Below are 19,045 nucleotides of genomic sequence, written 5' to 3' on the forward strand. Positions count from 1 at the left end.
CTCGGCCCCTCCGGTGCGTGTCCACCCCGGAGGGGATCCCATGAAGACGAAACTTCTGCTCATCGCTCTGACACTGTTCGCGACGACGGCCTGTTCCGGGGAGCCGCCCGCGGCCCCCGCGACGGTCACCGTCACCCCGTCGTCCTCGACGCCTGCCGAGCCGGACGCCAAAACCGTCGCCTGGCTCGACGGAGTGTGCGGCGCGGTGTACGGCTACCTGAAGGCTTCCAACGACTACACGAGCAAGCAGCGATCGGGAACCGAGGTGACCCGCGGCGCGCTGAAGGAGGAACTCGGGGTCCGCGCGGGATTCGCGGGCAAGGCCGTCGACGACCTGGCCGCGCTGCCCCCGTCGCCGATTCCCGGCGGCGACACGGTGCGAAAGTCCCTTGTGGACCAGTACACCGCCGCGAGGGACGCGGCGACCGCGGGCAGGCAGCGGTTGGAGAAGTCCGGGAACCAAGCCGCCATGGACGCGGCCATCAAGGCGATGGAAGCCACGCAGAAGCCGATCACGGGGACTCCCGATCTCCTGCCCTCGCTCAAAATCGAAACGCCCGAGCTGATGGCCGCCGCTGCGGCGGCCAAGAAGTGCGTGCCCGCTTGACTCGTGCGCGGTGAGGCGGCGTGTCGCGAAAGCCACTTTCGCAACACGCCCGCAGGAGTAGATCGCGACGCGGGTCCGGTGATGCCGGGAGAGGTCGCGAAAGCCACTTTCGCGACCTCTGATGTCCCGAAAGTGGCTTTCGCGACGTGCGCACAAGGCCCGAGAGGACACGGACCAGGGCTCAGGCCGGCGGCGTGAAACCGGGCGGCATGACCATCGGCCTCCCGGTGTTCAAACCGCCGTCGACGAGAACGGAAGTCCCGGACAGGTAAGCGAAATCCGGTGACGCCAGGGCGAGCACGGCCGAAGCGATCTCCGCGGCTTCCCCCATCCTCGGCAGGCCGTGGACGTTCAGCGGCCCCCAAGCCGCCTTGAAGCGCGCCCACAGGTCGTCCGGGATACCCGGCGGGCGCACCAGCTTGGTATCGATCGTCCCCGGATCGATCGAAAACACCCGGATCCCCTTCGCGCCGTAATCCAGCGCGGCCGCGCGCACCAGACCTTGCACGGCGCGTTTGCTCGAGGTGTAGGCGGCGTGCCCGGGCCTGGTCTGGTCGGCCTGCGCCGACGCGGTGCAGACGATCACCCCGCCGCCCGCCTTCAGCAGATGCGGCACCTCGTACTTGATCGAGAGGAACACGCCGCGCGCGTTGGTGCGCTGCACGTCCTCCCATTCGTCGAGGGAGATCTCGTGCAAGGGCTTGCCGAGGTGGATCCCGGCATTGTTGAACGCGATGTCGAGCCTGCCGTACCGGCGGACGACACCATCCACAAAGGACTGAACCTGTTCGGGCACCCGGACGTCCGCCCGGAGATAGGTCGCTTCCCCGCCCGCGCGGCGGATCTCCCGCTCGACCTCGCGCCCGAGTTCTTCCCGCCTGCCACAGAATCCGACCTTCGCGCCGGCCGCGGCGAAGGCGATGGCCGCCGCGCGGCCGATCCCCGACGTCGCCCCCGTGACGAGCACGACCTTGCCCGCGAACCGTCGCCGGTCTTCCCCGGCCGTGGCCGGGTTCGCCGCCACCATCGTGACACCGGCCGCCACCGCGCCGCCGAGCACCGCGCGCCTGCCCACTGTTCCGCCCACGATTTCCCTCCAGATGGATAACTCTGCTTCCCAAAGCAGACAGTAGGGCTATCCATCTGAGGGAACTCTCAAGAATCGATCTCCGGCGTGATCCCGCCCGCCGCGGCCAGCGCGCGATGCAGCGCCAGCTCCGCCGTCGGCCCTTCGGCCAGGACGATGCCCGTACACGACCGCTGGTCCGCGAGATGCCGGATCTCGTCGCCGGGGCTCGCCGTCGGGTACCACTCCGGCGAGCCGGGCAGGCCGGGCAGCCTGTCGAGCCCCGACCAGCCCTTCAGCACGCCTTCCGCGGCCGGGTAAGCCAGGACGAACGCGACGCCCGGTCCCCCACCGACCTCCTGGGTGAGCAAGGCGGGCTCCTCGCCGAGCGCCATGGCGACCATCGCGGAATAGACGTTGGTGCGCAACGACCGGCACAACGCCTCGCCGAGCATCGCCCCGCCGATCCGGATGTTGATCTCGACGACCTCGGGGCCGTCGGCGGTGAGCACGAATTCGGTGTGCGCGAAGCCCTGCTCGTGTCCGGCGGCCTTGAGCACCCGGCCGATCCAGTCCGCCAAACCCGCGTACTCGGCCGCGGGGAAGGCCACCGGGAACGCGGCGGCTTCCTCGCGCCGCACCGGCTCGGGCGACAACTGGCGGGAGAGGATCCCGAGCAACCGGGTCCTTCCTTGCCAGGTCACGGTTTCCGCGCTGTAGAGCGGGCCGGCGAAATACGGTTCGGCGATCAGATGCCCCTTCAGCGGCGTCGTCTTCGCCTCCAGCCTGGCTCGCTCGAGTTCGGCCTGATCGCGGACGAGCCACACGCCCCGCGACGACGTTCCCGAAGAATCCTTGACCACCAAGGGAAACCCGAGTTCTTCGGCGACCATGACCGGCACCGGCCTGCCGCGGGTGAGCCCGTGTTCGTACAGCCGGTCGCGCACCGCGCCCTTGTCCCGCAGCACCCGCACGGCGGCCGCGTCCGGCCCCGGCAGGCCGAGCCGGGCGGTGAGTTCCGCGCCGGGCAGCGCCCACGTGTCGGTCGAGTTGATGATCCCGGCGAGGTCCGGGATGGCGCGCAACGCGGTTTCGCAGGCCGCGATGTCGGTGGTGTCGATGCCGACGACTTCGACCCGGTCCGGGCCGAGCGTGCCGAGTTCGTAGCGGTAGATGTCGCGGTTTCCGGTGAACAGCACCAGCTTCCGCCCGGCCTCCGCCGCCGCGTCGGCGATCCTGCCCAGGCCGAAGGTGAGCGCTTCCAGCAGGACGACGGTCACGACACCCGCTCCTTCCGGTACGACGGCTGCACGGGTATCCCGAACCGGCGGCGCCGCCAGTCCATCGCCGCCCACGGCAGGGCGAGTTCGTCGAGTGAGGCGATCTCGCGCGGCGCGAGCCCCGCCGGATCGACCGCTTCCCGGTGCCGGGCGAAAACCCTTGCCGTGTAACGGTGTCCGGTGTCCGCGCCGATCACGACGTGGGTCCGATCCGGATTCCGCGCCGCCTCCCAGCCCGCGACGAGGTACGCCGCGCCGGTGGAAAGCCCGGCGAACACGGCGTGGTCACGCATCAGACCGACGGTCGCGGCCATGGCGTGCACGAAGTCCAGCCAGTGGATCCGGTCGTACAGCGCGTGATCCACGTTGCCGAACGGGATGGCGGAGCCGATCCCCGCGATGATCGCGTCCGGATCGGTGAACCGTTCGCTGCCGAAGGTGACGCTGCCGAACGGCTGGACCCCGGTCAGGCGGACGTCGGGATCGCGTTCACGCAGCGAGCGGGCGATCCCGCCGGTCGACGCGCCGGTGCCCACACTGCCGACGACGGTGAGCGGCCCGGACGGCAGCGCGCGGGCCACGAGATCGGCGACCTCGGCGTAGCCCACGTAGTGCACGGGGTCGTGGTACTGGCGCATCCAGTGCATGTCCGGATGACGTTCCAGCAGTTCGTGCACGCGGGCGACCCGGCGCCGCTGGTCGAGGCGGAGATCGTCCGACGGCGGCATCTGGTCCACCGTCGCGCCCAGGATCTCCAGCTGCGAACGCATGGTGAGGTCGACGGTGGTGGACGCGACGATGTGGCAGCGTAGGCCGTAGCGGTGGCAGGCCATCGCCAGCGCGAGCGCGTAGATCCCGCTGGAGCTGTCGATCAGCGTCTGTCCTTTTCGGACGGTTCCGTCGGCGAGCAGCGACCGCACCGCGCCGAGCGCCGCGTAGACCTTCAGGGTCTCGAAGCGGATCAGCACGATGTTCGGTTCGAGCCGGATCAACGCCGGCGTCTTGATCGCGTCGGTGACGTGGTCGTGGACCAGCGCGGACATCGCGGTCACCGGCCGATCGAGCGCAGATACGCGGCCAGCGACTCGGCGCCCGCCGCGTTGCGCGGGCCGCTCACGAGGTCGCCGTAGGAGATGACATGGAACCGGTTGTCGCGCACGGCGGGCGTGTTCTTCAGCTGTGGCGCGGATTTGACGAAGGCGATCTTGTCCTTGGCGGGCTGATCGGCGTAGTCCACCACGACGATCACCTCGGGTTCGGCCTTCACCACCGCTTCCCAGCCGACGCTGCCCCAGCCGTCCCGCAGATCGCGGAACACGTTCGTCCCGCCGGCGGCGTCGATGATGTCGTTGGGGGCGGCGTGTTTCCCGGACGTGAACGGCTGGTCGGTCCCGGAGTCGTAGACGAACACCTTGGCGGGCGGTGTCTTCGGCGCTCCGGCGCGGACCTTGTCGAAGCGTCCCTTGAGTTCCGTGACCAGCTCGTCGGCCCGCTGGCGGACACCGAAGATGTCACCGAGATTGCGCAGGTCGGTGTAGAGCGCTTCGAGCGGCGTCACTTCCTGCTTCGCGGTGGGATACTCCCAGCAGGTTTCGGTGTGCAGGTAGCTCCGGATACCGACCTGCTCCAGCAGTTTCGGCGTGATCCCCCGTTCCTCGCTGAACCCGGAGTTCCAGCCCGCGATCACCCAGTCCGCCTTGGCGTTGACCAAGATCTCGCGGGTGACCCGCGAGGTGCCGAGCCGTTCGACCTTGGCGTAGTCGTCCTTCCACGGTGAACCGGCGATCGAGGGGTCACCGAGCGAATTCATCACGTAGCCGCGCATCCGGCCGGCGAGCCCGAGCGCGAACATCTTCTCGGCACCCGAAACGTCGTAGGCGACGGGACGTTGCGGCGCGGGGAAGGTGACCTGGGCGCCGCAATTGGTCACCGTGGCCTGTGCCGGCGCGGTCGGCCCGGCCTCGACCTGGGCACCGCAGGCGTTGAGGAGCAGTGCCGCGGCGAAGAGCGCGGTCACCCTAAACGGCTTCATCGTGTGATCCCCTCGGTTTCATCGGCGGGAAGGTCGTAGAGCAGTTGGATCGCCCCGGTCACGGGATGGGTCACCTGGGTGACCTCGACGCCGAACACGGCGCGGACCGTTTCCGGCGTGAGCACTTCGGCCGGGGTGCCGCAGGCGGCGAGCGATCCGGCGCGCAGCAACGCGATCCGGTGACAGACGGCGGCGGCGAGGTTGAGGTCGTGCAGCGCGACGAGCACGGTGAGCCCGCAGTCGCGCAGGAACTTCAGCAGTTCCACCTGGTGGCGGACGTCGAGATGGTTCGTCGGCTCGTCGAGGACCAGCACCTCCGGCTCCTGGACGAGCGCCCTCGCCACCAGCACCCGCTGCCGTTCGCCACCCGAAAGCGTCAGCACGCTGCGCTGGGCGAGATGGGTGATGTCCATCCGCCGCAACGCTTCCCGGCACAGCGCGCGTTCGCGGGCCGACAGCCGGAGATTGCCACGCTGATGCGGCGACCGCCCGAGCGCGACGACCTCCTCGACCGTGAAGTCCAGATCGGCCCGGCTGTCCTGGGTGAGCGCGGCGATCCGGCGGGCGGTGTCGCGCAACCCCTGCCCGGCGAGGTCGGTCCCGTCGAGCAGGACCGCGCCGCCGGACGGTGACAGCGCCCGGTAGACACAGCGCAACGCCGTCGACTTGCCGCTGCCGTTGGGGCCGAGCAGGCCGACGACCTCGCCCGCGCCGACGTCCAAGCACAGCTCGCGGATCAGCGCCGATCCGGCCACCTCGACGGAAAGTTCCCGCAGTGACAGCATCAGCGGCCTCCGAACGCGTAGCCGCGCCGCCGCATCACGACGAGGAACACCGGAACGCCGATGAGCGCGGTGATCACGCCGAGCGGCAGTTCCTCGGGCGCGACGAGCGTGCGGGCCAGCAGATCGACCCACACCAGGAAGACCGCGCCCACCAGCGGCGCGAGCGCCAGCACCCGGCGATGCCCCGAACCGGCGATCATCCGCACCACATGCGGCAGGACCAGCCCGACGAACCCGATCGAGCCGCTGACCGCCACCAGCAGGCCGGTGACGACCGCGGTGAGCAGGAAGAGCCAGCGGCGCAACGCGGCCGCGTCGGTACCGAGGCTCATCGCGGTCTCGTCGCCCATGGACAGGACGTCGAGCGCGGTGCCGTACCGCAGCAGGACCACGACCGCGACGGCCACCCCGAGCGCGGCCAGCGGCAGTGACGCCCAGGTCGCCGCGCCGAGGCTGCCGAGCAACCAGAACAGCACGGTCTGCGCGGCCTGGCCGTTCGGCGACAGGTAGACGAGCACGCTCATCACCGCCTGGAAGGCATACGTGAGCGCGACCCCGGTGAGCACGAGACGCAACGGCGTCAGGCCGAATTTGCTGCGGGCGGCGAGATAGACGATCGCCGTCGCGCCGAGCGCGCCGAGGAAGGCCGCCGTCGACAACGCCAGCACGCCGAGCCCGGCGAAGAGGCCGAACACCACGACGGCGGCGGCGCCGACCGAGGCGCCCGACGAGATCCCGAGCACGAACGGATCGGCGAGGGCGTTGCGGACCAGTGCCTGCACCGCGACGCCGACCACCGCGAGCCCCGCGCCGACCACGGCCGCCAGCAGCACCCGCGGGGCGCGGACCTGCCAGACGATCGAGTAGCCGGTGACCTCGTCGCCGGTGATGGTGCCCCCGGTGATCGCCTTTCCCAGGTAGCGCAGGACATCCGGGAGCGCGACGGTGGACGGTCCGAGCGCGATGCCCGCGATCAGCGAGATCAGGAGCGCGACCGACAGCAGGATCACCGGTCCGGTGAGCCGCAGCGGACGCGCCGTCTCGTCATCCGGTTCCGCGAAGAGGCGGAGCGATTCAGCCGGCACGTTCACCACGCACGATCAGGCGGCGCGCGTGGTTGTCGTACGGCGAACCGTCGAAGTCACCGAAGCACTCGACACCGGTGAAGCCCGCCGTCTCGAACAGCGCCTTCAGTTCCGCGGCGCTGTAGAGGAAGGACAGGATCGACGCCTGCTTCGCCTCGCCGTCGCGGACCAGGGTCCACTCGGTCCTGAGCCGGGTCCAGTCGTCGAGGATGGTGTCGCGCATGAACACCGTCCCGCCGTCGACGTCGACCGCCTTCGGGCGCCCGACCCAGCCTGCCAGCACCTCCTTGCCGAGTACGTCGATCAGCAGCCTGCCGCCGGGCGCGAGGCTGGCGTAGGCGTTTCGCAGCACCGCGAGGTTGTCGCCGGGCTCGGTGAAGTAGCCGAACGACGTGTACATGTTGATGATCAGGTCGTATGCGGCGGGTTCGCTGTATTCGAGCATGTCGGCCTGGATCAGCTTCGCGGCGACTCCCGCGTTCTCACACGCTTCACGCGCGCGTTCGAGCATCGCCGGGCTGAGGTCGACGCCGGTCACGTCGGCGCCCCGCTTCGCCAGCGGCACGACGTGGATCGCCGGGCCGCAGGCCAGGTCCAGCACCTTCGTCTCCGGTGTGACCGCGAGCAGCGGCGACGTGGCCGTCAGGCGTTCGGCCTCTTCGGCGCGGCTGGGCGGGAACATGACGTCCGCGAAGCCGACCCACAGGTCGTCGTCCTCGTACCAGTGCATCTCTCTCCGCTCGCCGGGCCGCACGATTCAGCCCCACAAGTCGTCGAAAGGTCGTCTTCGGTTCCCGGCTCCGTCACCTTTCTCGTGGAGTGATCACGAGATTGGGCGTTCGGGGCAGTCACGGGCGCCCGAGCCCGCCCGAAGTACATGAAGGCCCCCTTCCTTGCGCCTGGCGCAAGGAAGGGGGCCTTCATGTACTCGGGAAGGTGTGAAGGTCGAGTTTCCTCGGCTGAGCCGAGGGAAGGGGTCCTTCACGCGCGGCCGCTGTGGCAGCTGTGGCAGCTGGTGCACCCGCCTACCGGAACGACCACCCCGGCCCGGCGCTCACGGCGGCGGGATCAGATCGATGAGGAACGTCTGGTCGGGCGCTCCGGAACAACGCTCCCGCACGACCTCCGTCCCCGCGACGGTGTCCAGGTCGCGCAAGCCGAGGCATTGGCTGGTGCCGACGGGCCGGATGACGAACCGCCCCGGCTCGTCCGGGCCCGCCGAGCCGATGGTGAACAACTGGTCCATACCATCGTCGTCGCAGTCGTCGCGGGACTCGATCAGATCGTGTCCCAGCCCTTCGTTCACCACCGTGAGGCAGCCGACCCCGGTCTCCGGATGGTGCCACTGGAACTGCACGGCGTTCTCTTCCCCCACCGGATCGATGAACAGGCGCGGCGCCGCCTCACCGCAGGGCTGCTGTGCGACGACGGCACCGGAATACAGCCGGGTCCGGTCCTGCCCTTCGGCGAGACAGAACTGGGGCGACCGGGCCGGGCGGATCTGCGCCCAGCTGCCCACTTCCCGCACGTCCAGCCCCGGCACGACGGCCGCGGTCTCCTTGGCCTTCGAGCTCGCGCCGAACGACCGCGTCAGATATCCCAGGGTCCCGACGAGGACGACGCTGACGAGCGCGGCCACGATCAGCGGCGCGCGCCAGCGCCGACGGGGTCGCGGCTCTGGCTCCGGCTCGGGCTCCGGCGGCGGGCCGGTTTCGCCCTTCGTCTCGTCGGTGGGTCGCGGCGGAGTCCCCATCGCGATCCGGGTCCGGGAGTCGAGCCACCGCCGTACCTCTTCGTCGTTCAACCCGCACGCGCGCGTGAACGTCTCGACGAACGATTCACGGGGCAGTGTGGTGCGGCCGAGAGTGGTCGCGACCGTACTCGCCGGAAGTGTTCCCCCGAGTTCTTTCGCCCGCCCGGCCAACTGCCGATAAGTCAATCCGGACCACGTTCTCAATACACGCAGTGCTGCTGTGAACTCAGCCGGTGAAGCCGTCGAGTCCGGCGGGTGAACCGTCGCCGGCGACTCCCCGTCGTCGCCCCCCTCATCAACGATCATCGCTCTAGATTGACTGAGCCGATCTCAGCCGCGATACCGCCATTCAGCGGCGCCGGAAACCGCTGTTCGGACCACTCGAACGATTTCGAACAAGGCCGAACTGGCCGAAGGTTGCCCCTGCGCTGGTCAGGAAGTCAGGCTGGCCCCAGTCGGTTTCGACACCGACCGAACCTGGGGAGGCCCGGGAAAGCCGGGCCGGAGAAAAATGAGCAAACCGGAAGCATCCGCACGATCATCGTCAAGGGCGACGGTGAACCCGGCGGAAACTCCCGGTTCATCTCGGAAGGCGTCCACTGAAATCTCTGCACTGAAGACCGGATGACGCCGGCATCGCCCGTATGGGGCGGCCGATGCGCTGATTCCGAAGAAGAACCCTCGTGCGCCGCACATCTGAGCACACGCGAGGAGTGAACGCTGCGATTTCCGCAGTGTACCGCCGGTTCGGCCCCCGTTCGAGGGCATAACCCTTCTTCGTGCCTTCCGGCGGTATGGCTCGGTCTCGCTCGAACTCGGTCGTCCCTGAATGGCGAACATCGGATTTGTGGAGCGTTGTTGATGGATAACGGTCAAAATGCCGTCGCCGAAAGGCAGGTAGTCGTCGTCGGCGCCGGTAATGCGGGCCTCTGCGCGGGGATAGCCGCACTACAAGCGGGCGCGACGGCGGTCAGCGTCCTCGAAGCCGCACCGAAGAATTTACGCGGCGGAAACAGTTCCCTGACCAGGACGATGCGTTTCTCCTGGCAAGGAAGCCCATTCATCGCTTCCCTGTTACGGGAGGCGGACAAAGGCCGCGTCGACGAGATCCTGGCGGGCAGGCGGGGATACACCGACGAGCAGTACCTCGGCGATTGGCTGGCGGTGTCCGGTGATCAGGTGGACGTCGCCCTCATCGAATCGATCATCCGCCGGTCGACGGACACGATCACCTGGATGCGCGACTTCGGTCAGCGCTGGGCCCCGAGACCGACCCCGCTGCCCGGTGACGTGCCGATCGTCCTCGACGGGGGCGGCCAGAGCCTGCAGGACCGGAACTTCGCCCGGTTCGAACAGCTCGGCGGAACGGTCTTCTACGACAGCGCGGTCACCGGATTCGAGAAGACCGCCGGCGACCGGTATCTGCTCCACGGTTCCGGCCCCGCGTTCCCGATGCTCGCCGACGCGCTGGTGCTGGCCTCTGCCGGTTTCGAGGCGAACGACCGGCTGCGCGAACGCCACCTCGGGGAGGAGTGGCGGGACGTGAAGCTGCGCGGCGTTCCGTTCAACGAAGGGGCCCCGCTGGCGGCGGCCGTCGACCTCGGCGCCGACACCGCGGGCAACTGGGAAAAATGCCACACCACGCCGCAGGGCATCAACCTGCCCGACCACATGCTGCCGGGGCAGATGCACAAATCCCATGGCCTCGCCCGCTACGCCTATCCGCTCGGCGTCGTGGTCAACCGGGAGGGGCGCCGGTTCTTCGACGAATCCGGCGGCTACAGCAACCTCACCTACGTCACGCTGGGTCAGAAGATCCAGGAACAGCCCGGAAAGATCGCCTTCCAGATCTTCGACGACAAGGTCGTCTCGGCGGGCGCGCTCCCGAAGGGCTACGTCGGCGATCCGGCGTCGGTGTCGGTCTTTTCGCTCGAAGAAGGCGCCCGGCGGCTCGGCATCGACGCCGCGAACCTGGCCGCCGAAGTCCAGCGGCTGCACGACGGCCAGGCGGAGAAGCGACTCGACACGCCTCCGTTCCTGTTCGTCCCGGTGGTCTGCGGGCTGACCTTCACCTACGGCGGGCTGTCCGTGACCCCGGACGCCGAGGTACGCGGTGGTGGCGAGCCGATCAGCGGCCTGTACGCGGCGGGCGTGATCGTGGGCGGCCTTTACGACCAGGGCTATCCGGGCGGCACCGGCATGATGGCGGGCGCCGTGCTGGGGCGGGCGGCGGGAACGTCCGCCGCCCGTCACGCCATCCGGTCACGGGGAGGGGAAGCCCGTGTCGGCACCAGTGCTGGCTGAGAAGACGATCGTGATCGTCGGGCTCGGCAAGATCGGCTCGCTGTACGCCACGTGCTACGGGCAGGCGGGCCACCGGATCCGCACCGTGGACATCGGCGACGGCGCCGACTGGGAGCGGGTGGCGCAGGTGCCGGATCCCGCGGCGGTCGACGCCTGGGTGGTCGCCACCCCGACGGCGTCCCATCTCGCGATCGTCGACGAGATACTGCGGCGGCGGCCCGATGCCCGTGTCCTGCTGGAGAAACCGGCCTGCTACCCGGACGACCTCGCCGATCTCGGCCACACGGTCCGGCGCCATCCCCGTGCCCGGATCATCGTCAACGACGTGTACTCGCACAGCGAAGCCGTGCAGCGCTTCGCGGCGTCGGTGCGGGAATCCGCCGTGTCCGATCCGATCAGGAAGATCACCGTCGAATTCACCAAGAACCGCGAACTCGACGTCGCGAACGGCAGATTCGTCGACACCCAGTACGGCGAAGCAGGCTACGAGGGCTTCCACATGCTGAGCATCCTGCGCGCGATCCTCCCGTCCGCGGCGTACCGGACCTATCTGCGCACGGTGCCGTCTTCGGTGACGCCGGAGATGCGGGTGCGGACCACGGCTCCCGGTATCCCGGAGGTCGAGCTCTACACGTCGTCGACCGGCGCCATCGCCTTCCCCGAGCTGGCCGGATTCGCTTTCCCGGAAAGGGTTTCGAGGGATTTCATCGCCCCGGCGGTGATCCCGTACGGGTCCGAGTTCCGGTACCGGTTCGCGGACGTCGAGCTCCGCTCCGGCAAGCACGTCACCTTGGTCTTCGAACCGTTCTTCGGCGCGGATCCCGACCACAAGAACGTCCACACCGTCCACATCAGGGACACCGCCGCTCCGGCGCGCCATTTCCGCATCGCCGTCAACCATTTCAAGGAGGCACTTCTGACCCAGCTGGACCTTTTGCAGCATCTCGACGAGGGCACCACGGTGGTCCGCCCCGCCGAGCACCGGTTCCTCGCCGCCCTTGGTTCGGCGTTGTTCACCGGAATCTTCCCGCAGACAACGGAAAACGAGAAGTTCGCACGGATTGGGAGCGAAGCATGACGCGAAGCATCGAGGATCTTTCGACACTGTTGCGGCCGGCCAAGGACATGCTGCCCGAGGTCTCGGACCGCGACGTGGCGCTGGCCGAGGTCACCGGCCAGATCAAGAACGACGACGCCGCCCGGGCGCTGTTCTCGAAGGCGTGCCGGTTCGAGGCACCGTTCACCGCGAGCTGGATCCACGGCCCCGGTGACGAATCCCCTTACCTGTCACTGGAACTGGCCGCGTCGTCGCTGGACGACGACCGGTATCGCGCCCTGCTCGCCGACGTCGTGCTGTCGACGTCGACCTCGATCCCCTACGACTACCGGGCTCTGGCCGCGGAACGGCTCGTACAGGCCGGGACGGGCGAGTACGCCGGTGCCCTCCAGGAGGTCGTCGACGCCTACGAACCGCTGCCCGCCCGCGGGCTGCAGGCGAAGATCGCCGTCCCCACCGACGGTATCGACCACCTCTTCGACATCCCCGAAACGGTGACCGGCAGGCTCAACCTCCTGATCGCGGCAAGCCGGGCGAAAACGCTGGAGAGCAGGCACATGCTCGCCGTCCGCATCCTCGCGAACGGTGTCCTGCCGGAGGAACCGGTCGGCGAACCGGAGCGGCTGATCCTCGAAGACGTCGGGACGACCATGGTCGCGCCGTCGGACTACCTCGTGCCGTGGGACCAGGAGTTCCCCGGGGAGCACGGCTCCGGCCTCACGCTCGCGGAACTGGTGCGCATCACCTTGATGTGCGGCGAGTTCTCGCTTCCGGACACGACCGTGCGGCCGATCCTGGTCGACTTCTACCGGTCGGTGCTGCGGACCTGCGGCCGCTCGATCATCGGCCTTTCGGCGGGGGTGTTCCATGTGGAGCACGGCACGCTCGCCACACCTTCGTACTACTACCAGGGCCGCGACGCGATCCTCGGCAAGGGCTGCGTGATCGACTGCGTCGGCGGGGCGGTGCTGCAGTCGGGTTCGTTCCTCGGCGGCGGCTACATGCCGATCCTGATCCACACCCACAAGCACATCCGCAAGGGCGGTCAGGCCGCCGCCTCCGAGCGGAAGCAGATCCTGCCGTGCGTCTTCGCGGCGGAGGCGGGCGCGCGTTACCCGATGGACGCCATCGGCCTGTTCGAAACGGTGGACTACCTCGGCCGGGAGACCCCGTACGAGGGGATCAGGGCGATCCCGCACGCCAAGTGACACGACGTTCGTCCGGCTGAAGATCCGTATCTCGCGACGTCGCCGGGCAGTGCGGTTCCGTGCTGCCCGGCGACGTCGAACAACTGGAGGGTAAGGGAATGGATGCAACTATGGGGGCAGAGGTCGCCGTCATCGGCGCGGGCTACGTCGGGCTGACCACGGCCGCGTGCCTTTCGTCCTTGGGGCACCGCGTCGTGTGCGCGGACGTCGACCAGGAAAAGCTCGACGCGCTGCAGCGCGGAGAAGCGACCATCAGGGAACCGGGGATCTGCGAACTCGTCGTGGACGGGCTGGCGTCCGGACGGCTGCGGTTCGTCCTCGGCGCGAGCGCGGCGGCCGCGGCGGCGGACATCGTGATCCTCTGCGTGCCGACACCGATGGGCGCGAGCGGCGCGGCGGATCTGACCGCCTTGGAATCCGTCGTGGCCGAGGTGCGGGATCTCCTGCCGCCCGGCTGCGTCGTGGTGAACAAGTCGACGGTCCCCGTCGGCACGGCGGCCCGCGTCGCCGGCCTGATCGATCGCCCCGACGTCGCGGTCGTGTCCAATCCCGAATTCCTGCGCGAGGGGTTCGCGGTCCACGACTTCCTGAACCCCGACCGGGTCGTGGTCGGTTCGGCCGATCGCGACCCGGTCCCCGCCCGCCGGGTCGCCGAGCTGTACGACAAGCTCGACACCTCCGTGCTGGTGACCGATTCCGCGAGCGCCGAGTTGATCAAGTACGCGTCCAACTGCTACCTCGCGACGCGTCTGTCCTTTGTGAACACCGTCGCGGAGCTGTGCGAATACCTCGACGCGAGTATCGACGACGTGACGACCGGGATGGGGTACGACGAGCGGATCGGCAAGTCGTTCCTGCGGCCGGGCCCCGGCTGGGGCGGCTCCTGCCTGCCGAAGGACACTTTCGCGCTGCTGCGCACCGCGGAGTCGGCGGGCAGCGATTTCGCCTTGCTGCGGGCGGCGATCGAAACCAACGTGAAGCAGCAGGAGCTCGTGGTCGGCAAGGTGCGCAAGGCCGTCGGCGGCGACCTCGCCGGCGTCCGGATCGGCCTGCTCGGCTTGACGTTCAAGGCCGGGACGGACGATCTGCGGGACTCCCCGTCGCTGGCGATCGCGGCGCTGCTGGCCGCCGAAGGCGCGGTACTGACCGGCTACGACCCCAGCGTCCACGCGCCGGTGGCGGGCGTGACGGACGCCGTGCGGATCGCCGGGACCGCCTATCACGCGGCGAACGGGGCGGCGGCGGTGGTGCTGCTGACCGAATGGCCGGAGTTCCGCGCCCTCGACTGGGGACGGATCGCCGACCGGCTCCACGGCCGGTCCGTCATCGACACCCGGAACCTGCTCGACCCGCACACCGTGGCGCGGTCCGGGCTCGCCTACCAGGGCATCGGCCGTCCGGACAGCGTCTGGGCCCCCGTGGCGCCCGTCGCCGAAATGGTCACGCAAGCAGGATGACCACGGGGGTGGACGGCGGGCGATCCCGCCCGTCGTCCGTCCCTTCCGGCGCCGGAAGAGGAGGACCGATGCCGAAGCGAACCCGGCCCTGGCCCGCGCTTTTCGCACTGTGCCTGGGTTTCTTCATGGTCATGCTCGACATCAGCATCGTGAACATCGCGGTGCCGTCGATGGTGCGCGAACTCGGCACCGAGCTGACCGCGGTGATCTGGGTGACCAGCGTGTACCTGCTCGCCTACGCCGTCCCGATCCTGCCCGCCAGCAGGCTGGGCGACCGGTTCGGGCCGAAACGCGTCTTCGTCGCCGGGCTGCTGGTGTTCACCGCGGCGTCGCTCTGGTGCGGGCTCGCCGGCGACGTCGAGACGCTGATCGCCGCCCGCGCGGTGCAGGGTTTCGGTGCCGCGCTGATGACACCGCAGACCACGGCCTTCATCACGCATCTGTTCCCGCCGGACGAACGCGGCCCGGCGATGGGCGCCTGGGGCAGCGTCGCGGGCCTCGCCATGATCGCCGGTCCGGTACTGGGCGGGGTGCTCGTCGACCGGCTCGGCTGGGAATGGATCTTCTTCGCCAACGTCCCCGTCGGGCTGATCGCGCTGGCGCTCACCGCCGTCCTCGTCCCCGACTGGCGGCCGGGGAATTCGCACCGCTTCGACGTTCCCGGCATCCTGCTCTTCGGCACCGGTCTCGTCTGCGTGGTCTTCGGTATCCAAAATGGACAGACATACGGCTGGGGCACGGCCTTCGAGATCATCGGGGCCGGGGTGCTGCTGCTCGGTGGTTTCGTCCTGTGGCAACGGGCCAACCGCCGCGAACCGCTGCTGCCGTTACGGATCTTCCACCACCGCGACTTCTCATTGGGTGCCGCGTCCGCGGTGACGGTCGGTTTCACGATGACCAGCATGCTGCTGCTGTTCGTCGTCTACGTCCAATCGGTGCTGGGGCTGTCCCCGGCCGACGCCGGGCTGCTCATCGCACCGCTCGCCTTGGTGTCCGGCGGCGTCGCACCGTTCGCGGGCAGGCTCTCGGACCGGGTGAATCCCAAGTACCTGCTGGCGTTCGGGATGCTCTCCCTGAGCAGCGGCCTGTGCCTCGTCTCGCTGGTGATCATCCCCGCGAGTTCACCGCAGGCCCTGCTCCCCGGGCTGCTGCTCTGCGGCCTCGGGGTCGGGTTCACCTTCTCCCCGATGAACAACGTGACCCTCAACTCCGTCGAGCGTTCGCTGGTCGGCAGCGCGTCGGGCATCTTCAACACCGCGCGCCAGGTCGGCGGAGTGCTCGGTGGCGCGGCCGTCGGTGTGCTGGTGGAGGCGCGGGCCGGTGCCTCGATGACGGCGCGGGCTCCCGAAGCGGCGGCGGCGTTGCCCGCCGAATTCCGGCAGCGGTTCGTCGACGGTTTCACCGGGGAAGCCGGGGCGGCGGCCGTCGCCAGCGAGTTCGGCGGCGCTCCCGACGTCCCCGCGGAGCTGCCGTCCGAGATCGCGGCCCAGGCCCGGGAGCTGGCCGCGCAGGTCACCGGTGCCGCGCTCACGGACGCGGTCAAGGCCGCTTTCCTGCTTCCCGTCGGCGCGCTGATCCTCGGCCTCGTGTGCTCGGTGAACCTGCGGGGGCCGATCGGGCAGCGCAGATCGCCCGATCGGATGACCGCGACCCGGTGAGCACCGGCGCGGACCTGGCTACCGTCGCTGTATGACTCTCGTACCGACGGTCGACCTGAGCACCTGGCACGAGGGCGACCGCACTCAGCTCGCGCACACGGTCGACGAGGCGTTGAGGCGCGTCGGGTTCCTGCAGGTCGTCGGGCACGGCATCCCCCGGGCGACGATCGACGACATGTGCGAAGCGACCGCTGCCTTCTTCGCGCTCCCCGTCGAGGAGAAGCTCCGATCCGCGCCGGCCGACCGCGCCTCGGATCGCGGGTACGCGGCCGAAGGCACCGAAGGGCTGGCGTACAGCCTCGGCGAGAAGACACCGCCCGACCTGTCGGAATCGTTCGTCATCGGCGCGGAGCACATCGACGGCGAAGACCCGTACGGCTTCTTCGTCCCCAACATCTGGCCCGAGGCGCCGGAGAACCTGCGTCCCGCGCTCACCGCGTACGCCGACGAAGCGCACCGGGTCGCGCGAGTGCTGCTGGAGATCTTCGAGCAGGCGCTCGGGCTGCCGGACGGCTACCTCGGCGCGTACACCCGGCATCCGACACGCACCTTGCGAGTGAATCACTTCGAGCGCCGCGCCGGAGCGCCCGAGCCCTTGCCGGGCCAGATGCGGCTCGGCGCGCACACCGACTACGGCATCGTCACCGTCCTCTACGCCGACCCGGTCCCCGGCCTCCAGATCCACGGCCCCGACGGCGCCTGGCACGACGTCGTCCCCGCCGAGGACGCGCTGGTGGTGAACCTCGGCGACCTCACCGCGCAGTGGACCAACGACCGCTGGCGCTCCACCCTGCACCGGGTCGTGCCGCCGTCCGGGCCGGGGCCGTCACGGCGGCGGAGCGTGGCGTTCTTCTTCGACGGCGACCACGACGCGCGGTTCGAATGCCTCCCGACCTGCCATTCCGCCGGCAATCCGCCGAAGTATCCGCCGGTCCTCGGCGGTGCGCACCTCTACGCCAAGATCACCGGCGGGCGGACACTGGAACCCGCCGACGCGATGAACACCGCGGCCGGCCGCGGCTGAGGAAGAATCCTCGGCGGACGATGTCCGGTCCGGTCCGGCGGCTCCGACGTCCCCGGCAGAAGGCACCGGAGCGGTGCCCGCCGAGAGGAGAGAACCATGAAGTACATGATCATGATGTTCGGGTCGCAGAAGGACCTCACCGACATCGCCGGCGCCTGGAGCAGCGACGAGGTCACGGCCCTGCACGAGTTCATGGGCAAGTGGAACAACGACCTGGTCGAATCGGGCGAGTTCGTCGACGCGCAGGGCCTCTCCCAGCCGGCGCACGCCCGCCGCGTCTCCCTGCGTGACGGCTCCCTTGTGGTGACGGACGGGCCGTATGCCGAGACCCAGGAGGTCCTGGTCGGCTACACGACCGTCGACTGCGCGAGCTACGACCGCGCCATCGAGATCGCGGCCCAGCTGGCGAACACCCCGCATCCGGAAGGCAGCGACCTCGGCCGCGACTGGTACGTCGACATCCGGCCGTGCGCCGACAGCTTCGAAGAACTGGAGCTCTAGGTGCCGGACAGCGGCGTCGAAGACCTGCTGCGCGAGCTGTCTCCGCAGGTCCTCGGCGCCGTCGTCCGCCGCTACGGTCACTTCGACCTGGCGGAGGACGCGACGCAGGAGGCGCTGCTCGCGGCCGCGACGCAGTGGCCCGCCGAAGGACGGCCCGAAAACCCGCGCGCGTGGCTCATCACGGTCGCCTCGCGGCGGCTGACCGACCTCCTCCGTGCCGAGCAGGCGCGACGCCGTCGCGAGGACACCGTCGTCCAGCGGACGTTGCCGGAGGAGTATCTCGCCCCCGCCGCGGACCGGAGTGCCGCCGACTCAGACGACACGCTCGTCCTGCTCTTCCTGTGCTGTCACCCGTCCCTGTCGCCCGCGTCGCAGATCGCGCTGACCCTGCGCGCGGTCGGCGGCCTCACCACCGCGGAGATCGCCCGCGCGTTCCTGGTGCCCGAAGCGACGATGACCCGGCGGATCAGCCGCGCGAAGGCCGGGATCAAGGCCGGTGGTGTCCCGTTCGGCATGCCGCCGGAGGCGGGACGGCTCGACGTGGTGCTCCACGTGCTGTACCTGATCTTCACCGAGGGGTACGCCACCACGTCCGGCCCTGATCTGGTGCGGAGCGATCTTTCCGCCGAAGCCATCCGGCTGACCAGGATCGTCCACCGGCTGCTGCCGGACGACAGCGAGGTCACCGGGTTGCTCGCGCTGATGCTGCTCACGGATGCGCGCCGTCCGGCGAGGACGGGGCCGGACGGCGCGCCGATCCCGATGTCCGAACAGGACCGGAGTCGGTGGAACACCGAGTACGTCGCCGAGGGCATCGCGCTGCTGTCCGAAGCGCTGCCGCACGGGCCGACCGGGCAGTACCAGATCCAGGCGGCCATCGCCGCGCTGCACGACGAGGCGCCGAGCGCCGAGAAGACCGACTGGCCGCAGATCGAAGCACTGTACGCGCTTTTGCTGCGGCTCTCCGACAATCCGGTGGTGGCGCTGAACCACGCCGTCGCCGTCGGGATGGCCCAAGGGCCGAGGGAAGGCTTGGCGGCGTTGGAAAAGCTGGGCGACCGGATCTCCGGCGACCACCGGTTCCACGCCGCCCGTGCGCATCTGCTGGAGATGGCCGGGGACACCGCCGAAGCCGCCGAGTCCTATGTGGACGCCGCGCGGCTGGCCACGAGCCTGCCGCAGCAGCGGTATCTCCACGCGCGGGCGGAACGCCTGCGCGGGTCGTGAG

Annotated in this window: 17 protein-coding genes; 9 read left to right on the forward strand and 8 right to left on the reverse strand. The window is 69.5% G+C overall.

What is annotated here, in order from left to right; all coding sequences use genetic code 11:
- Positions 1–40 precede the first annotated feature (40 nt).
- Positions 41–607, forward strand: coding sequence for a hypothetical protein (locus ACZ1DY_RS35990; RefSeq protein ID WP_465482343.1), 567 nt, complete (start codon positions 41–43; stop codon positions 605–607).
- A gap of 181 nt (positions 608–788) precedes the next feature.
- On the opposite strand, the gene ACZ1DY_RS35995 is transcribed toward ACZ1DY_RS35990, so the two are convergent.
- From ACZ1DY_RS35995 to ACZ1DY_RS36030, 8 genes are all read right to left on the reverse strand, one after another.
- Positions 789–1,694 (reverse strand): SDR family NAD(P)-dependent oxidoreductase, encoded by a 906-nt coding sequence (locus ACZ1DY_RS35995; RefSeq protein ID WP_465482344.1) that lies wholly within the window; start codon positions 1,692–1,694, stop codon positions 789–791.
- Positions 1,695–1,762: 68 nt separating this feature from the next.
- Positions 1,763–2,953, reverse strand: a complete 1,191-nt coding sequence (locus ACZ1DY_RS36000) for an ATP-grasp domain-containing protein (RefSeq protein WP_465482345.1) — start codon at positions 2,951–2,953, stop codon at positions 1,763–1,765.
- On the reverse strand, positions 2,950–4,005 hold the full coding sequence (locus ACZ1DY_RS36005) for a cysteine synthase family protein (RefSeq protein WP_257484546.1): 1,056 nt from the start codon (positions 4,003–4,005) through the stop codon (positions 2,950–2,952). Before ACZ1DY_RS36005 ends, ACZ1DY_RS36000 begins: the two co-directional genes overlap by 4 nt.
- Positions 4,002–4,985, reverse strand: coding sequence for an ABC transporter substrate-binding protein (locus tag ACZ1DY_RS36010; protein WP_465482346.1), 984 nt, complete (start codon positions 4,983–4,985; stop codon positions 4,002–4,004). The genes ACZ1DY_RS36005 and ACZ1DY_RS36010 overlap by 4 nt, the downstream gene beginning before the upstream one ends.
- Entirely contained in the window at positions 4,982–5,770 is a 789-nt protein-coding gene (locus ACZ1DY_RS36015) for an ABC transporter ATP-binding protein (RefSeq protein WP_126732609.1), read from the reverse strand. Before ACZ1DY_RS36015 ends, ACZ1DY_RS36010 begins: the two co-directional genes overlap by 4 nt.
- Positions 5,770–6,864, reverse strand: coding sequence for a FecCD family ABC transporter permease (locus ACZ1DY_RS36020; protein ID WP_126732608.1), 1,095 nt, complete (start codon positions 6,862–6,864; stop codon positions 5,770–5,772). Before ACZ1DY_RS36020 ends, ACZ1DY_RS36015 begins: the two co-directional genes overlap by 1 nt.
- Positions 6,845–7,585, reverse strand: coding sequence for a class I SAM-dependent methyltransferase (locus ACZ1DY_RS36025; RefSeq protein WP_257484544.1), 741 nt, complete (start codon positions 7,583–7,585; stop codon positions 6,845–6,847). The genes ACZ1DY_RS36020 and ACZ1DY_RS36025 overlap by 20 nt, the downstream gene beginning before the upstream one ends.
- 324 nt (positions 7,586–7,909) lie before the next feature.
- Entirely contained in the window at positions 7,910–8,914 is a 1,005-nt protein-coding gene (locus ACZ1DY_RS36030; protein WP_465482347.1) for a helix-turn-helix domain-containing protein, read from the reverse strand.
- A 555-nt stretch (positions 8,915–9,469) separates the two neighbouring features.
- Here ACZ1DY_RS36030 and ACZ1DY_RS36035 point away from each other — a divergent pair.
- The 8 genes from ACZ1DY_RS36035 (at position 9,470) to ACZ1DY_RS36070 (ending at position 19,044) form a co-directional block, all read left to right on the forward strand.
- The gene (locus tag ACZ1DY_RS36035; RefSeq protein WP_465482348.1) at positions 9,470–10,912 is read left to right on the forward strand and encodes an FAD-binding protein; all 1,443 of its coding nucleotides are present in this window, start codon (positions 9,470–9,472) and stop codon (positions 10,910–10,912) included.
- Positions 10,890–11,990: a Gfo/Idh/MocA family oxidoreductase gene (locus ACZ1DY_RS36040; protein WP_465482349.1), complete on the forward strand. Its 1,101-nt coding sequence runs from the start codon at positions 10,890–10,892 to the stop codon at positions 11,988–11,990. Before ACZ1DY_RS36035 ends, ACZ1DY_RS36040 begins: the two co-directional genes overlap by 23 nt.
- The gene (locus ACZ1DY_RS36045; protein ID WP_465482350.1) at positions 11,987–13,177 is read left to right on the forward strand and encodes a hypothetical protein; all 1,191 of its coding nucleotides are present in this window, start codon (positions 11,987–11,989) and stop codon (positions 13,175–13,177) included. The genes ACZ1DY_RS36040 and ACZ1DY_RS36045 overlap by 4 nt, the downstream gene beginning before the upstream one ends.
- 110 nt (positions 13,178–13,287) lie before the next feature.
- A complete protein-coding gene (locus ACZ1DY_RS36050; protein ID WP_465482351.1) occupies positions 13,288–14,634 on the forward strand; it encodes a UDP-glucose dehydrogenase family protein in 1,347 nt (448 codons plus the stop codon).
- A 68-nt stretch (positions 14,635–14,702) separates the two neighbouring features.
- A complete protein-coding gene (locus ACZ1DY_RS36055; RefSeq protein ID WP_465482352.1) occupies positions 14,703–16,292 on the forward strand; it encodes a DHA2 family efflux MFS transporter permease subunit in 1,590 nt (529 codons plus the stop codon).
- A gap of 31 nt (positions 16,293–16,323) precedes the next feature.
- Positions 16,324–17,316, forward strand: a complete 993-nt coding sequence (locus tag ACZ1DY_RS36060; protein ID WP_465482353.1) for an isopenicillin N synthase family dioxygenase — start codon at positions 16,324–16,326, stop codon at positions 17,314–17,316.
- 96 nt (positions 17,317–17,412) lie between these two features.
- On the forward strand, positions 17,413–17,817 hold the full coding sequence (locus tag ACZ1DY_RS36065; RefSeq protein ID WP_257484536.1) for a YciI family protein: 405 nt from the start codon (positions 17,413–17,415) through the stop codon (positions 17,815–17,817).
- The gene (locus ACZ1DY_RS36070; RefSeq protein ID WP_465482354.1) at positions 17,818–19,044 is read left to right on the forward strand and encodes an RNA polymerase sigma factor; all 1,227 of its coding nucleotides are present in this window, start codon (positions 17,818–17,820) and stop codon (positions 19,042–19,044) included.
- Position 19,045: the final 1 nt, after the last annotated feature.

Source organism: Amycolatopsis sp. PSD-21, assembly GCF_055561455.1.

Excerpts from the sequence above, each read along its gene's own strand:
- ACZ1DY_RS36045 (WP_465482350.1), top strand. The coding sequence starts at position 11,987 with ATGACGCGAAGCATCGAGGATCTTTCGACACTGTTGCGGCCGGCCAAG.
- ACZ1DY_RS36065 (WP_257484536.1), top strand. The coding sequence starts at position 17,413 with ATGAAGTACATGATCATGATGTTCGGGTCGCAGAAGGACCTCACCGAC.
- ACZ1DY_RS36055 (WP_465482352.1), top strand. The coding sequence starts at position 14,703 with ATGCCGAAGCGAACCCGGCCCTGGCCCGCGCTTTTCGCACTGTGCCTG.
- ACZ1DY_RS36025 (WP_257484544.1), bottom strand. The coding sequence starts at position 7,585 with ATGCACTGGTACGAGGACGACGACCTGTGGGTCGGCTTCGCGGACGTC.
- ACZ1DY_RS36035 (WP_465482348.1), top strand. The coding sequence starts at position 9,470 with ATGGATAACGGTCAAAATGCCGTCGCCGAAAGGCAGGTAGTCGTCGTC.
- ACZ1DY_RS36050 (WP_465482351.1), top strand. The coding sequence starts at position 13,288 with ATGGGGGCAGAGGTCGCCGTCATCGGCGCGGGCTACGTCGGGCTGACC.
- ACZ1DY_RS36010 (WP_465482346.1), bottom strand. The coding sequence starts at position 4,985 with ATGAAGCCGTTTAGGGTGACCGCGCTCTTCGCCGCGGCACTGCTCCTC.
- ACZ1DY_RS35990 (WP_465482343.1), top strand. The coding sequence starts at position 41 with ATGAAGACGAAACTTCTGCTCATCGCTCTGACACTGTTCGCGACGACG.
- ACZ1DY_RS36015 (WP_126732609.1), bottom strand. The coding sequence starts at position 5,770 with ATGCTGTCACTGCGGGAACTTTCCGTCGAGGTGGCCGGATCGGCGCTG.
- ACZ1DY_RS36060 (WP_465482353.1), top strand. The coding sequence starts at position 16,324 with ATGACTCTCGTACCGACGGTCGACCTGAGCACCTGGCACGAGGGCGAC.
- ACZ1DY_RS36030 (WP_465482347.1), bottom strand. The coding sequence starts at position 8,914 with ATGATCGTTGATGAGGGGGGCGACGACGGGGAGTCGCCGGCGACGGTT.